Source organism: Pedococcus sp. P2_F6 (assembly GCF_056403675.1).
This window is the reverse complement of sequence record NZ_JBFUEZ010000001.1, coordinates 663,337-676,765: the sequence shown is the minus strand read 5'-3', so window position 1 is coordinate 676,765 and position 13,429 is coordinate 663,337. Positions and strand designations below refer to the sequence as shown.

The window sequence follows — 13,429 nt, the reverse complement described above, 5'->3', positions numbered from 1 at the left end:
CGCACTGCGTCGCGGCCGTCGGTAACCTTCCCGACGTGACCACCAGCGTCCGCATCGTCGGCACCGGCCTCATCGGCACCAGCCTGGGCATCGCCCTGACCCGTGCCGGCTATGCCGTGGTCCTCGCCGACCCCTCGCCGACGGCGGTGGCCCTGGCCCGGGACCTCGGCGCCGGTGCTGTGGCGAGCAACGACGACGCAGCACCCGACCTCGTCGTGGTGGCTGCGCCGCCTGATGTGGCGGGTGCTGTCGTCGCCGACGAGCTCGAGGCGTGGCCCGACTCCGTCGTGACCGACGTGGCGTCGGTCAAGGTCGCCGTGCTCGAGGACGTGCGACGACGAGGCGCAGACCTGTCTCGGTATGCCGGGTCGCACCCGATGGCGGGGCGCGAACGTTCCGGTGCTGTGGCCGCCCGGGGTGACCTGTTCGACGGGCGCGCCTGGGTGGTCGTGCCGAACGACCACTCGTCCGAGGCCGCGATCGCGGCGGTCAAGGAGCTGGCCGTGGCGGCCGGGGGCACCGTCTCGACGATGAGTCCGGAAGAGCACGACGCTGCCGTGGCAGTGGTCTCCCACGTGCCCCAGCTGGCGTCGTCGCTGGTCGCCGGGCGGCTGCGGGAGCTCACCGATCCCGCGGTGGCCTTGTCAGGACAGGGAATTCGTGACGTCACGCGCGTGGCTGCCAGCGACCCTCAGCTCTGGACCCAGATCCTCGCCGGCAACGCCGTGGCCGTGCGCGGGGTCCTCGCCCATGTCCACGCCGAGCTCACGGAGGTCATCGGAGCCCTCGACGTGCTCGCGCACGGTGACGGTGTCGGCGCCCGTGAGGTGCTGGCCCGGATCGTGGCCCAGGGCAACGCTGGCCATGCGCGGATCCCCGGCAAGCACGGTGCTGCCCCCACGGCATACAGCGTGGTCGTGGTGCTGGTGCCCGACCAGCCCGGTGAGCTCGCCCGGCTGTTGCATGACGTCGGGGACGCCGGCGTCAACCTCGAGGACCTGCACCTCGAGCACGGCATGGGGCAGCCCTTCGGCCTCGCGGAGATCTCGGTGCTGCCCGCCGTTGCCGAGCGGCTCGGCGACGAGCTGACCACCAGGGGCTGGCGGCTGCACGGCTGAGGGGTGAACGACTTCGCGGAGGACGGCGGGTGGCCCATAGGCTTGCCCGTCATGAACAGCAAGCACCTCGTCGTTGCCGTCGACGGGCCCTCGGGTTCCGGCAAGTCCAGCGTGTCGCGCGCTGCGGCCGAGGCCCTGGGGGTCGGCTACCTCGACACGGGTGCGATGTACCGCGCCGTCACCTGGTGGTGCCTGGAAGAGGGCGTCGACCTTCTCGACCAGGAGGCCGTGGCACAGGCGACTCGCGAGATCCCCCTGGAGATGGGCACCGATCCGACCAGTCCGAGCGTGCACGTGAGCGGTCGCGAGATCGAGGGCGACATCCGCACGACCCGCGTGAGCGAGGCCGTCTCCACAGTGGCCACCAACACGCTGGTGCGCCCGATCCTGCAGCAGCTCCAGCGCGACCTCATCGACCAGGTCGCTACCCGCACCGGCGGAGTCGTGGCCGAGGGGCGCGACATCACCACCGTGGTGGCACCCGACGCCGACGTGCGCATCCTGCTGACGGCCAGCGTCGAGGCGCGCCTGCGGCGGCGGTCCAAGGAGCTGCACGGCCACGCAGCCGACCACGCCGTCGAGGCGACCCGTGACCAGATCGTGCGCCGTGATGCCGACGACTCCACGGTGTCCGACTTCATGGAGGCCGCCGAGGGCGTGACCCTGGTCGACACCTCTGATCTGGACTTCCAGCAGAGCGTCCAGGCCCTGCTCGACGTGGTGCGCAGCGAGGCGCCGGACAAGGTCCCCGCGTGACCGATGCCGGGCGCCGGACTGGTTCCGGGGCACGGGCTGCGGGGCTGGCCTGGTAGGTCCGACCTCAAATGTGCGCGACAATGGTGGGCGGCCACGCGGCACCCTGCTCGCGGTCCGGCCCCCACGAACAACGCAAGGAACCCCCGAAGTGAGCGAGAACCTGACCGACGACTCCACCGTCGAGCGCGCCCTGCGCGTCGGACTGGACGAGTTCGACCTCAGTGAGGAGGACCGCTCACTCATCGACGGCGAGTACGACGAGGACGGGTATGCCGTCGTCGACGGTCCGCTGCCGGTCGTCGCCGTCGTGGGTCGCCCGAACGTCGGCAAGTCCACCCTGGTCAACCGCATCCTCGGCCGGCGCGAGGCCGTCGTCGAGGACGTCCCCGGCGTGACCCGCGACCGCGTGGCCTATGACGGGGAGTGGACCGGTCGCCGGTTCACGCTCGTCGACACCGGTGGCTGGGAGATCGACGCCACCGGCATCCACCTTCGCGTCGCCGAGCAGGCCGAGGTGGCCGTCGACCTGGCCGACGTGGTGATGTTCGTCGTGGACGCCACCGTCGGTGCGACCGACGACGACGAGGCAGTGGTCAAGCTGCTGCGCCGTTCGGGCAAACCGGTCATCCTCGTGGCCAACAAGGTCGACGACCAGCGCACCGAAGCCGACGCCGCCGCCCTATGGAACCTTGGCCTCGGCCAACCGTGGCCCGTCTCCGCACTGCACGGTCGCGGCAGTGGCGACGTGCTCGACGCCGTCCTCGACGTGCTGCCCTCGATCTCGGCCAACGGCGACGCGTACCAGCGCGGCGGCCCCCGTCGGGTCGCCCTGGTCGGTCGGCCCAACGTCGGCAAGTCCTCCCTGCTCAACAAGCTCGCCGGCGAGGACCGCGTCGTCGTCGACAACGTCGCCGGCACCACGCGCGACCCGGTCGACGAGTTCATCGAGCTCGGTGGCAAGACCTGGCGCTTCGTCGACACGGCCGGCATCCGCCGTCGCGTCCACCAGGCCAGGGGCGCCGACTTCTACGCCTCGTTGCGCACCCAGACCGCGCTCGAGAAGGCCGAGGTGGCCGTCGTCCTCATCGACGCCGAGCAGTCCATCGCGGAGCAGGACGTCCGCGTCGTGCAGCACGTGATCGACGCCGGTCGCGCCCTCGTGGTGGCCTACAACAAGTGGGACCTGCTCGACGAGGAGCGTCGCCACTACCTCGAGCGCGAGATCGAGCGCGAGCTGGTCCAGGTGCCGTGGGCGCCGCGGGTCAACATCTCCGCCAAGACCGGGCGTTCGGTCGAGAAGCTCGTGCCGGCGTTGGAGCGTGCCCTCGAGTCGTGGGACTTCCGCGTCCCCACGGGTCGGCTCAACGCGTTCTTCGGCGAGATCGTGGCCGCCCACCCGCACCCCGTGCGAGGTGGCAAGCAGCCGCGAATCCTGTTCGCGACGCAGGCTTCCACCCGTCCGCCGCGGTTCGTGATCTTCGCCTCCGGCTTCATCGAGGCCGGCTACCGCCGCTTCCTCGAGCGCCGGTTGCGTGAGGAGTTCGGTTTCGAGGGCACCCCCATCGAGGTCTCCGTCCGGGTCCGCGAGAAGCGCAAGCGCCGATAGCTGGCAGCACGGCATACCGATTTCAAGCGGAGGTATGCCGTGCGCTAAGGTTTCGTTCGCTCCCGCGGTCCTGCTTCGGCTGGATTCTGCGTGGGCAAGCCACGGGCTGTGGCGCAGCTTGGTAGCGCACTTGACTGGGGGTCAAGGGGTCGCAGGTTCAAATCCTGTCAGCCCGACTAACGGGGTCCGACTTGTCCACACACTTCGGGCCCCGTTTTCATGCCCCGGCCCAGGTTCCTCGATGTGCTACGACTGCTGGCCGATTCGGGTGGCTCTGAACGGAGCCGCCACGAGCTCGATGTCCTCCGGTCACCGTGGCAGAGGCAATGCGCTCGATGGGGCTACCGTCGGCCCATGAAGGCCGCGGTCTACACCGAGTACGGAGGTCCGGAGGTCGTCCGCGTGGTCGACGTCGAGGCGCCCAGACCTGGACCACATGATCTGCTGGTCCAGGTCCACGCGACGACGGTCAACCGAACCGACTGCGCCTTCCGCGCGGGAACGCCCATGCTGGCCCGGGCCGTCTACGGAATCCGCGGTCCCAAGGCGAAGATCCTCGGGTGCGAGTTCGCGGGGACCGTGGTCCGGACGGGTGGCTCCGTCTCCGCGTTCGCGACGGGAGACAGGGTGTTCGGCTACACGGAAGGCCCGTTCGGCGCCCATGCCGAGCTCCTCGTTGTCGGGGAACGCGCCTCGGTCGCCCCGATGCCACCCGGCCTCCTGTTTGAGCAGGCCGCGGCAGGGACCGAGGGTGCGCACTACGCCATGGGCATGATCAGGGCTGCGCGGGTGCGAGCCGGCGACAGCGTGCTGGTCAACGGCGCGACAGGAGGGATCGGATCAGCCGCGGTCCAGCTGCTTCGCGCCATGGGTGCGGTCGTGACCGCCGTCTGCTTCGGCGAACACGTCGACCTCGTGCGCAGGCTGGGTGCCGACCGGGTCATCAACTGCTCTGCTGACGATTTCACCCGCGACGCGAACCGCTTCGACCTCGTCCTCGACGCGGTGGGCAAGAGCACCTTCACCGCAGCCCGGCGAGTCCTCGGGCCACGCGGCACCTACGTCTCCTCCGAGCTCGGTCCGTGGCTCCAGAACCCCCGCCGCGCCCTTGTCGCGCCGGTGAGCCGTGGCCAACGGGCGCTCTTCCCCATCCCCACCCACAACCAGGCGATGATCGAGGAGCTGGCCGGACTCCTGGGGACCGGCGCCCTCAGACCGCTCGTCGATCGCCGCTATGCGCTGGACGAGATCGTGGAGGCCCACCGGTATGCCGGCAGCGGCCAGAAGGTCGGCAACGTCATCGTCAGCGTCGTGCCCGGCACGACGTCGGAGTGATGCCGGCGCCGTCTCTGCCGGAGGGCAGTGGTTCAGGTGCTCGCGACGGCCGCTCAGGCGGTCGGGACGGTGGCGGCGACGCACCAGGCTGACGCATCGACGGTGAACGCTCCGTCGGGCACCCGGCGTCGGCACTCGTCCCGCAGCGCCTCGCGACGCGAGTCGTCCAGACCCAGGACGTACTGCCCCGCCGGTCCCACGCCCAGGGTGTAGGGCTCCCACCACTGGTTGAAGGAATCGAACGGGACCTGCACCGTGAGGATCGACTCCTCGAGCGCGTCCAGCCCGGCGGCGCCGAACAGCCTCGCGAGGTCGCCCTCCCTCACGCCCGCGAAGTCACCCTCTCCCTCCGCCTGGGGGTCGACGGCGCGGACCGCTTCCCAGAACAGCGACAGGGGACCGGCACTGGCGGCGTGGTTCCACACGGCGGCCGCGACCACGCCTCCCGGCCGCGTCACTCGGGCCATCTCGCGAAGCCCGGCGACCGGGTCGCGCATGAAGTGCACCACGAGCTGGGCCAGCGCCGCGTCGAAGGTGGCGTCCCCGAACGCCAGCGACTCCGCGTGACCGACCGTGACGTCGACACCAGGAAAGCGTTCCTTGGCGGCGGCCACGAAAGGTTCGGAGGGATCGACGGCACTGACGCCGGACTCGCCGACGACGGTGACCAGCCGTGCGGTGAGCGCGCCCGGGCCACACCCCACATCCAGCGCGCGCTGTCCGTGGCCCAGTCGTCCGACCTCGACGAACTGGTCGGCCAGCGGCTCGGAGAACCGCCCCATGAAGCTTCCGTAGGCCTGCGCCGGTACCTGGAAGCTCATCTGCCCCTCCCGCGGGGCTCTTCCATGGGAACGTTGGAAAGGACCCACTCAGCGAGCGGGCGAATCGCCGTCCAGGCCGACCGCACGTGGTCGAGAGCGGCGGGTTTCGACAACCAGTCAGGCGAACCGACGCGGTTCAGGGCCATGATCTCCTTGCGTCGCAACAGCTCCAGCCGCGGATGGTCGGCATCGAATCCCTTGGGTCTGGTCTTGAGAGTGTCGCCTTCCAGGTCGAAACCGGCCCGGGCGAGACCGGTCACGATGCCCTCGAACTCCTCGCCGGTGTCCTGCGCGGCTATCGCGCGTCGAAACGACTGCGTCTGCGCAGGGGAGTGGGTGCGGAAGCCACCGCCGACCGCGAGGCCGTCCCCACTGAGCTGCACGTAGTAGCCCACTCCGGCACCCCGACCCACGATCGCGCCCTGGTGGGTCTTGTAGGGCGACTTGTCCGCGCTGAACCGGACGTCGCGGTTGGGCCGGAAGAGCTTCGCCGGCCCGAACTCGTCCTCCAGAGCATCCACCAGTGCCAGCATCGGCTCCCGCACGTCGCGTTCCCACCGCGCCTTGTTGGCCGCCCAGAACTCCTTCGTGTTGTTGTCCTCGAGCTCCTGGTAGAAGGTCACACCCCAGGCCGGAAAGCCCTCGAAACCCGCACGGTCAGCCATGGCGCCCACTGTGGCACACGCCGGCCGGTTCGGGGCCGGTGAGCACGGCGGTCCGAGGATGGGAGGCTTGGGACATGCCCGTTCGTGTCAGCGTCGTCATTGCCACCTACAACAGCGGGCCGGACCTGGACCGCACCGTGGAGTCCGTCCGGCGCCAGAGCGTGGGCCTGGAGGCCCTCGAGCTCATCCTCGTCGACGACGGGTCGACCGACGCCCAGACCGCTGAGCGGGTCCGGGCGTTTGGCGGCGAGCACTGGATCACGGCCCTGGAGATCCCGAACTCGGGGTGGCCCAGCCGTCCCCGCAACACGGGGCTCGCCGTGGCCCGCGGCGACTACGTCCTCTTCATGGACCACGACGACCTGCTCTACCCCCAGGCGGTCGAACGCATGCTTGCTGCGGCCGACGCCAACGCCGCGGACATGGTGCTGGGAAAGGAGGTTCGGACGGGTGCCCGCACGATGGGACTGGAGTCGTTCCGCGCCAACGTGTCGCACGCGCACGTGATCGACGACCACGTGATCGACATCCTGACGCCCCACAAGATGTTCAGGACCCGGTTCCTGCTCGACCACGACGTGAAGTTCGCCGAGCACCTCAGGCGCCTGGAGGACCACCACCTGCTCGCGGCCGCCTTCGTCCACGACCCGGTGGTGTCCGTGGTCGCCGACTACCCGTGCTACCGCTGGGTCATCCACGACACGAACAACTCGATGCGACACCCGGACCCGGCCGAGTACTTCGCCGCAGTCCGCGAGGTCCTCGACCTCGTCGACAAGTGGCCGTACGGGGAGCGTGTCCGCCAGGACGCCTACCGCTTGTGGGAGCTCTCGGTCGTACTCAACAGGTTCGGCGCCAACGGGCTGCGCACCTGGCCGGCGGAGTACCAGCGCGAGTTCTTCGGGGCGATCACGGCGGTCATGTCGGAGCGGTTCGACCAGTCACTCGATGCGGGACTCGCGGCTGCCGATCGGGTCCGGGCCGCGCTCGTGCGCGCGGGCGACCTGGACGCGGTCCTGCGCTACGTCGATGCCGACAGCGCTGTCACCACGAGGGCGGAGGTCCTCGAGGCCACGCAGACCGGGGCAGTCCTGGCCTTGCGGTTGCGGGTCCGGCTGGAGGGAGCCGCGGGCCCCCAGACCTTCCGCGAGAAGCAGGGACGGGTCCTGATGGAGCCCTCGGCGCCGGTGTCGGACGACGTTGCGCTGGGCGCCCTGGATGTCACCTCGGACGTGGACGACGCGGGTGTCGAGCTGCTCCTGACGCATCGCTCGACGAACGCCGAGTGGTTCCAGCCGACGCAGGTCAGCGGTGGACTGACCGACTCCGGTGACGGGCTGGTCTGGGCGGCGGAGGGGTCGGCCACGATTGCCCCCGCCACCGCACTCCTGGGGAGCCCGATCACTCCCGGCACCTGGGACGTCAAGGCACGCACCACCGCCTTCGGGTACGACTCCCGGGTGGCGGTGCGCATCGACCCCGAACACGTGCCGCAGCCCTTCACCGAGGCGGGGGTCGTCATCAGCCCCTACGTCACCAAAGGTGGCCGCCTGGCGCTCAAGGTCACCAAGGCGCCGTCTCCGGCCCGCAGGAGCCTGGCTCGGAAGCTTGCCGCGCGGGTGCGCAGGACGCTGTCCTGAAGCTGCCCGGCGGCATACCCTCGCGGTCATGAAGTTCACCACGCAGGTGCAGCAGGGAGGCGGGACGGCCACGGGCATCGAGGTGCCGCCGGAGGTCGTCGAGGGACTCGGTGGCGGCAAGCGTCCCAAGGTGAACGTCACCATCAACGGCAAGACCTACCGCAGCAGCGTCGCCGTGATGGGTGGGAGGTTCATGGTCGGCGTCAGCGCGGAGAACCGCGCCCTCACGGGGGTCAGCGGCGGCGATGTCGTCGAGGTGACCCTCGAGCTCGACACGGCGCCTCGCGAGGTCGAGGTGCCGGAGGACTTCGCGGCCGCGCTCGAGGTGGTCCCCGATGCGAAGGCAGCCTTCGCCCGGCAGTCCTACAGCCACCAGCGGGCCCACGTGGACGCGATCAACGGTGCCAAGACACCCGAGACGCGCCGTCGCCGCATCGACAAGGCGGTGGAGATGCTGCAGGCGAAGGCGAACGCCTAGAGCGAGCGGCAACGGCTCGGAGCCAGGTGGCTGATGCTCACAGCGAAGCGGCGATCCGGCGCACGGCCTCGCGAACGATGTCGGGTGAGGTGCCGAAGTTCAGACGCGCACAGCCGGCTCCTCCCTGGCCGAAGCCGGGCCCCGGGTGCAGTGCCACCCGGGCCCGCTCGCGCAGCACCGCAGCCGGGTCGTCGCCGAGTCCGAGCCGACTGAAGTCCAGCCAGGCCAGGAACGTCCCCTCGGGGATGCGGTAACCGACGTCCGGCAGGTGCTCCGCGAGCAGGTCGGCCAACAGGCGGCGGTTCTGGTCGAGCCCGTTCAGCAGAGCGTCCAGCCAGGCCCCGCCCTCCAGGTAGGCGGCGCGGTGCGCGATGACCCCCACGTGGCTGGCTCCGTGCGACACCTCCTCGGGCATGCGCGCCAGGTCGGCGGCCGCTTCGGGTCCCGGCACGGCCATCGCGGCCTTGAGACCGGCGAGGTTGAAGGCCTTCGAGGCCGACATGACCGAGATCGACCGCGACCCCGCCGGCAGGGAGGCCACCGAGGTGAAGCTCGCGCCGGCGGGGACCACCGGGGCGTGGATCTCGTCGGCGACGACCCGCACGTCGAGCGACTCCGCGAGGTCGAGTGCGGCCGTGAGCTCCTCCGGCGTGTGCACCGCGCCCGTCGGGTTCTGCGGGTTGCACAGCAGGTACGCCGCGCGGCCACCGCCGCGCGTCGCCTCCGTGAGCCCCAGCTCCAGGGACGCGAGGTCGATCCGGCCGTTGGCATCCAGGGGCGCCTGCACCACCCGACGGTCCAGGTGCCTCACGAAGTCGAAGAACGGCGGGTAGACGGGGGAGTTGACCACGACCGCGTCACCGGGACCCGTGACCAGCTTGAGGACCTCGACCACGCCGAGCATCACGTCGGGCACGATCTGCATCGTGGTCGGGTCCGGCTTCCAGGCCCACCGCTCCGAGGCGAAGGAGGACAACGCCTCCGCGTAGTCCGCTGCCCACGGGTAGCCGGTGTCGCCGCGATGCATGGCCTCGACCACGGCGCGCTGGATCGGCTCGGCCGGCACGACGTCCATCTCGGCGACCCAGAGGGGGAGGATGTCCGGGTCGTAGAGCCGCCACTTGACGCTGCGCCGCTCGCGGAGACGATCGAGGCCGGGACCGAGCAGTGGGTTGTCGACAAGCGGGTTGCCCATGCCTGCGAACTCTACGACGGGCTGGCAGTTAGGCTGCCTGCGTGCCAGCACAACACGATCGGGGGGAGCGAGATCGGGGGAGGCTCGTGAGTGAGCCCGTCGTCTCCGACCGGGTGCTCACCCTGCCCAACGTGCTGTCCGTCCTGCGACTCGTCGGGGTGCCGATCTTCCTGTGGGCGATCCTGGCCCAGCACGACGTCATCGCCCTCGTCACGCTCATGCTCTCGGGCGTCAGCGACTACCTCGACGGCAAGATCGCGCGTCGCTTCGGGCTCGAGTCCCGGCTGGGCCAGCTGCTCGACCCGTTCGCAGACCGGCTCTACATCGCCACGACGCTGCTCGGCCTGGCGTTGCGCGAGATCATCCCCTGGTGGCTGGTCCTCGCCCTCGTCGGCCGCGAGGTGTTGCTCGCCGCGGTGCTGTGGCGGATCCGTCGCTATGGCCAGACCGGGCTGCCGGTCCACTTCGTCGGCAAGGCGGCCACGTTCAACCTGCTCTACGCCTTCCCGCTGCTCCTCCTGGGCGAGGGCACCAGCACCTTCGCCGAGTGGGCGCTGCCGATCGGCTGGGCGTTCGCGTGGTGGGGCACCGTCCTCTACTGGATCGCAGGGGTCATGTACATCGTGCAGGCCCGGCAGGTGGTCGCCGCACACACGGTGCCGGCGAGATGAACCCCGGACCCACGTCGCACCGCGGCGAGCCGCCACCGGTCACCACACCCGGCAGGCGCCCCGACGAGTCGATGACGCTCCTCATCTCGATGATGGAGCGACCGCTCGATCCCGGGTATGCCGCCGCGGCCGCCGAGCGCGAGGCGGCCGGACTGCCGCCGAGCACCGGCACGCGGACCCCGACCGTCGTCGTCGCCGCGGTGGTGGCCGGACTCCTGCTGACCCTCGGAGCGGTGGCGCTGCGCACCCCGTCGTCGTCCGCCATCAAGGCCAAGGCCAACCTGGTCAACCAGATCGAGGCCCGTCGGGCCGCGGTCGAGAAGCAGGGGACGTCGTTGCGCGCCGTCCAGGCCGAGGTCGACAAGCTCCAGGCCCAGGCTCTCGGGCAGGACGAGTCGTCGCTGCAGACCCGGCTCGCGGCCCTCACCCTGGCTTCGGGTGCCCAGTCCGTCACGGGCACGGGGATCACGGTCCAGCTCGACAACGCGCCGGGCAGTGGCGGCACCAGCGCCGACGGCAACCCGCGCACCGACGGGAAGAAGGACGATGGCGTCGTCTTCTCCAAGGACCTTCAGATCGTCGTCAACGGTCTGTGGGAGGCCGGTGCCGAGGCGATCTCGGTCAACGGCCAGCGGCTGACGTCCACGTCCGCCATCCGCTTCGCGGGTGAGGCGATCCTGGTCAACTACCGCCCGCTGGCCAGGCCGTACACGATCAGCGTGATCGGCGACCCCGGCGACCTCCAGGTGGAGTTCGCGGAGAACGACGGCGGTGCGTACGCGCGCGCCCTCAAGGACAACTACGGCATCCGTGTTTCCATAGACGCGGCGGACAAGCTCACCCTGCCCGCCGCCACGTCCCTCACGGTGCGTGAGGCGACGGTCCCCAAGCCCAAGAGCGGCTCCCCGGCCCCGACCGGGTCCAGCTCGTCCGGCTCCTCCAGCTCCTCCAGCTCGTCCACCCCGTACACGTCGGAGAGTTCACCGTGATACCCCTGCTCGGCCTGATCGGCGGCGTGCTGGTGGGACTCCTCTGGGGTCCCGACGTTCCCGTCGCGCTGCAGCCCTACCTGCCCATCGCGGTGATCGCGGCGCTCGACGCGGTCTTCGGGGCGGTCCGTGCGGTCCTCGACGGCATCTTCAACGACAAGGTGTTCGTCGTGTCGTTCCTGGCCAACGTCGTGGTCGCCGCGTTCATCGTGTTCCTGGGTGACCAGCTGGGTGTGGGTTCGCAGCTCAGCACGGGGGTGGTCGTCGTCCTCGGGGTGCGGATCTTCTCCAACGTCGCCTCGATCCGCAGGCACCTGTTCAAGGCATGAGTGCTGACCGTCCGGAGCCACCGGACTCGTCGTGGAGGACCCTGATCCGGATGGCCCGGCCCCGGGCGACCCGGGCGAACGCCTTCGCGGCGCTCCTGGCGATCGTGCTGGGCTTCGCCATCGCCACCCAGGTGCAGCAGACCAACCAGAGCGGCCTGGAACAGCTGCGCGAGGACGAGCTGGTGCGCATCCTCGACGACGTCAGCCAGGAGCAGGACCGGCTGACGTCGGACTCGCGCGAGCTCGAGGTGAGTCGTGACCGGCTGATCTCGGGCGTCGACTCCAGCGCGGAGGCACTGAAGTCGGCCCAGGAGCGGCTCGACACCCTGGGCATCCTCACCGGCACGTCGCCGGCCACCGGTCCCGGCGTCGTCATCACCATCAACGACCCTGACCACAAGGTCACCGCAGCCAGGCTGCTCGACGCCCTCCAGGAGCTGCGCGACGCCGGAGCCGAGGCGGTCCAGATCGGGGACGTGCGTGTCGTGGCCGACACCTGGTTCGCCGACGTGGACGGTGCGATCGAGATCGGGGGGGAGCGCGTCGCGCCGCCCTACGTCATCAAGGCCATCGGCGACAGCGCGACGATGGCCTCGGCGATGGAGATCCCGGGCGGCGTCAGCGAGTCGGTCCGCGGGGACGGTGCGCTGCCCACCGTGCGCCAGTCCGACGACGTCGCCATCACCGCATTGCACAGTCTGAGCGAGCCTCGTTACGCTCGGCCCGTCCCGGCGCCGTCACCCTGAGCAGCATCAGCGTGGCCCGCCGGCACCGCAGTCGCCGGCGGGTCCGTCCCACCACCATCCACCGAGGAGCATCATGAGCGAGCTGGAGTACCCCCAGGACCTGCGTTACACGGCCGAGCACGAGTGGGTGCGGTCGGGCGACGACGGGACGGTGCGGATCGGGATCACCTCGTTCGCGCAGGACTCCTTGGGTGACGTCGTCTATGTCAGCCTCCCCACGGTGGGTGACACGGTAGCCGCGGGAGACGCGTGCGGCGAGGTCGAGTCGACCAAGTCGGTCAGCGATCTGTACGCGCCGCTCGCCGGCGAGGTGACGGCAGTCAACGCCTCCCTCGACGCCACCCCAGAGCTGGTCAACAGCGACCCCTATGGTGAGGGCTGGATGTACGAGCTGCGCCCGTCGGACGACGCAGCCGTCGCAGCCCTGCTCGACCCAGCGGCATACCAGGCCCTCCTCTGACCCGGGGGGGCGCCCGATCACACATTTCGCTGCAGACGACACCGGCGTCCCTTAGGGTTTGTGCTTTGCTAGAGGGGGCGGACAGAACCACCACGAGGAGTGCGGACCTGATGAACGGCACTGAGAACGACGACCAGACGTCGCGCCCGCACGAGCCGACGACGATGCGGTTGCCCGGCATCCACGACCTCGAGCAGGTCGACACCAGCGCCGAGATCGAGATCGCCCTCAGCAAGGCCGACCAGGCCACGGTGGACGCGCTGCGCCCCGGCACCGCGCTGCTGGTGGTTCTTCGTGGCCCCAACACCGGCGCCCGGTTCCTCCTCGACGACGACGAGGTGAACTCGGGGCGCCACCCCGACAGCGACATCTTCCTCGACGACGTGACGGTGTCGCGCAAGCACGCGAACTTCCGGCGTGAGGGCAACACCTTCGTGGTCCGCGACGTCGGCTCGCTCAACGGCACCTACGTCAACCGCGAGCGGATCGACGAGGCCACCCTGCAGACGGGCGACGAGGTCCAGATCGGCAAGTTCCGTCTCGTCTTCTATGCCGGCAAGGCCTGACCGAGCCTTCCAGAGAAGGAACACAGGCTCCTGGTGAGTGCTCGCACGACGCGA

The 13,429-nt window shown here is 70.2% G+C and carries 15 protein-coding genes and 1 tRNA gene; 13 read left to right on the top strand and 3 right to left on the bottom strand.

Annotation, left to right across the window (positions count from 1 at the left end; genetic code table 11):
* Positions 1–35: 35 nt before the first annotated feature.
* The 5 genes from AC1DWP_RS03195 to AC1DWP_RS03175 all read left to right on the top strand — a co-directional run bounded on the left by AC1DWP_RS03195 (position 36) and on the right by AC1DWP_RS03175 (position 4,815).
* The gene (locus AC1DWP_RS03195) at positions 36–1,118 is read left to right on the top strand and encodes a prephenate dehydrogenase (protein WP_477612995.1); all 1,083 of its coding nucleotides are present in this window, start codon (positions 36–38) and stop codon (positions 1,116–1,118) included.
* A gap of 51 nt (positions 1,119–1,169) precedes the next feature.
* A complete protein-coding gene (gene cmk / locus AC1DWP_RS03190) occupies positions 1,170–1,874 on the top strand; it encodes a (d)CMP kinase (RefSeq protein WP_477612994.1) in 705 nt (234 codons plus the stop codon).
* Positions 1,875–2,022: 148 nt separating this feature from the next.
* A complete protein-coding gene (gene der / locus AC1DWP_RS03185) occupies positions 2,023–3,480 on the top strand; it encodes a ribosome biogenesis GTPase Der (protein ID WP_477612993.1) in 1,458 nt (485 codons plus the stop codon).
* A 102-nt stretch (positions 3,481–3,582) separates the two neighbouring features.
* A tRNA-Pro gene (locus AC1DWP_RS03180) sits at positions 3,583–3,656 on the top strand.
* A 178-nt stretch (positions 3,657–3,834) separates the two neighbouring features.
* The gene (locus tag AC1DWP_RS03175; RefSeq protein WP_477612992.1) at positions 3,835–4,815 is read left to right on the top strand and encodes an NAD(P)-dependent alcohol dehydrogenase; all 981 of its coding nucleotides are present in this window, start codon (positions 3,835–3,837) and stop codon (positions 4,813–4,815) included.
* A gap of 53 nt (positions 4,816–4,868) precedes the next feature.
* Here AC1DWP_RS03175 and AC1DWP_RS03170 read toward each other — a convergent pair whose 3' ends face one another.
* Positions 4,869–5,636, bottom strand: coding sequence for a class I SAM-dependent methyltransferase (locus AC1DWP_RS03170; RefSeq protein WP_477612991.1), 768 nt, complete (start codon positions 5,634–5,636; stop codon positions 4,869–4,871).
* On the bottom strand, positions 5,633–6,301 hold the full coding sequence (locus tag AC1DWP_RS03165; protein ID WP_477612990.1) for a DUF2461 domain-containing protein: 669 nt from the start codon (positions 6,299–6,301) through the stop codon (positions 5,633–5,635). Before AC1DWP_RS03165 ends, AC1DWP_RS03170 begins: the two co-directional genes overlap by 4 nt.
* 74 nt (positions 6,302–6,375) lie before the next feature.
* On the opposite strand from AC1DWP_RS03165, the gene AC1DWP_RS03160 reads away from it, so the two are divergent.
* Positions 6,376–7,941, top strand: coding sequence for a glycosyltransferase family 2 protein (locus tag AC1DWP_RS03160; RefSeq protein ID WP_477612989.1), 1,566 nt, complete (start codon positions 6,376–6,378; stop codon positions 7,939–7,941).
* Between the two features lie 28 nt (positions 7,942–7,969).
* Complete coding sequence (locus AC1DWP_RS03155; RefSeq protein WP_477612988.1) at positions 7,970–8,419, top strand: YdeI/OmpD-associated family protein; 450 nt, start codon at positions 7,970–7,972, stop codon at positions 8,417–8,419.
* 37 nt (positions 8,420–8,456) lie between these two features.
* Here the strand turns inward: AC1DWP_RS03155 and AC1DWP_RS03150 are convergent, their stop codons facing one another.
* Positions 8,457–9,614, bottom strand: a complete 1,158-nt coding sequence (locus tag AC1DWP_RS03150) for a MalY/PatB family protein (RefSeq protein ID WP_477612987.1) — start codon at positions 9,612–9,614, stop codon at positions 8,457–8,459.
* A gap of 86 nt (positions 9,615–9,700) precedes the next feature.
* Between AC1DWP_RS03150 and clsA the strand changes: the two genes are divergently transcribed.
* The 6 genes from clsA to AC1DWP_RS03120 all read left to right on the top strand — a co-directional run bounded on the left by clsA (position 9,701) and on the right by AC1DWP_RS03120 (position 13,375).
* Positions 9,701–10,285 carry a cardiolipin synthase ClsA gene (gene clsA, locus AC1DWP_RS03145; protein ID WP_477612986.1) on the top strand — a complete coding sequence of 195 codons (585 nt, stop codon included), beginning with the start codon at positions 9,701–9,703 and terminating at the stop codon, positions 10,283–10,285.
* Positions 10,282–11,274: a DUF881 domain-containing protein gene (locus AC1DWP_RS03140; RefSeq protein WP_477612985.1), complete on the top strand. Its 993-nt coding sequence runs from the start codon at positions 10,282–10,284 to the stop codon at positions 11,272–11,274. Before clsA ends, AC1DWP_RS03140 begins: the two co-directional genes overlap by 4 nt.
* Positions 11,271–11,603, top strand: coding sequence for a small basic family protein (locus tag AC1DWP_RS03135; protein WP_056920954.1), 333 nt, complete (start codon positions 11,271–11,273; stop codon positions 11,601–11,603). Before AC1DWP_RS03140 ends, AC1DWP_RS03135 begins: the two co-directional genes overlap by 4 nt.
* 50 nt (positions 11,604–11,653) lie before the next feature.
* A complete protein-coding gene (locus AC1DWP_RS03130; RefSeq protein ID WP_477612984.1) occupies positions 11,654–12,349 on the top strand; it encodes a DUF881 domain-containing protein in 696 nt (231 codons plus the stop codon).
* Positions 12,350–12,422: 73 nt separating this feature from the next.
* On the top strand, positions 12,423–12,809 hold the full coding sequence (gene gcvH / locus AC1DWP_RS03125) for a glycine cleavage system protein GcvH (RefSeq protein WP_477612983.1): 387 nt from the start codon (positions 12,423–12,425) through the stop codon (positions 12,807–12,809).
* Positions 12,810–12,919: 110 nt separating this feature from the next.
* Positions 12,920–13,375, top strand: coding sequence for an FHA domain-containing protein (locus AC1DWP_RS03120; RefSeq protein ID WP_477612982.1), 456 nt, complete (start codon positions 12,920–12,922; stop codon positions 13,373–13,375).
* The last annotated feature ends 54 nt before the right edge of the window (positions 13,376–13,429 follow it).

What these genes read in the sequence shown, in the direction of transcription:
- AC1DWP_RS03130 (WP_477612984.1), top strand. Translation starts at nt 11,654, where the DNA reads ATGGCCCGGCCCCGGGCGACCCGGGCGAACGCCTTCGCGGCGCTCCTG.
- gcvH (WP_477612983.1), top strand. Translation starts at nt 12,423, where the DNA reads ATGAGCGAGCTGGAGTACCCCCAGGACCTGCGTTACACGGCCGAGCAC.
- AC1DWP_RS03150 (WP_477612987.1), bottom strand. Translation starts at nt 9,614, where the DNA reads ATGGGCAACCCGCTTGTCGACAACCCACTGCTCGGTCCCGGCCTCGAT.
- AC1DWP_RS03120 (WP_477612982.1), top strand. Translation starts at nt 12,920, where the DNA reads ATGAACGGCACTGAGAACGACGACCAGACGTCGCGCCCGCACGAGCCG.
- AC1DWP_RS03175 (WP_477612992.1), top strand. Translation starts at nt 3,835, where the DNA reads ATGAAGGCCGCGGTCTACACCGAGTACGGAGGTCCGGAGGTCGTCCGC.
- cmk (WP_477612994.1), top strand. Translation starts at nt 1,170, where the DNA reads ATGAACAGCAAGCACCTCGTCGTTGCCGTCGACGGGCCCTCGGGTTCC.
- AC1DWP_RS03140 (WP_477612985.1), top strand. Translation starts at nt 10,282, where the DNA reads ATGAACCCCGGACCCACGTCGCACCGCGGCGAGCCGCCACCGGTCACC.
- AC1DWP_RS03170 (WP_477612991.1), bottom strand. Translation starts at nt 5,636, where the DNA reads ATGAGCTTCCAGGTACCGGCGCAGGCCTACGGAAGCTTCATGGGGCGG.
- AC1DWP_RS03160 (WP_477612989.1), top strand. Translation starts at nt 6,376, where the DNA reads ATGCCCGTTCGTGTCAGCGTCGTCATTGCCACCTACAACAGCGGGCCG.
- AC1DWP_RS03165 (WP_477612990.1), bottom strand. Translation starts at nt 6,301, where the DNA reads ATGGCTGACCGTGCGGGTTTCGAGGGCTTTCCGGCCTGGGGTGTGACC.
- AC1DWP_RS03155 (WP_477612988.1), top strand. Translation starts at nt 7,970, where the DNA reads ATGAAGTTCACCACGCAGGTGCAGCAGGGAGGCGGGACGGCCACGGGC.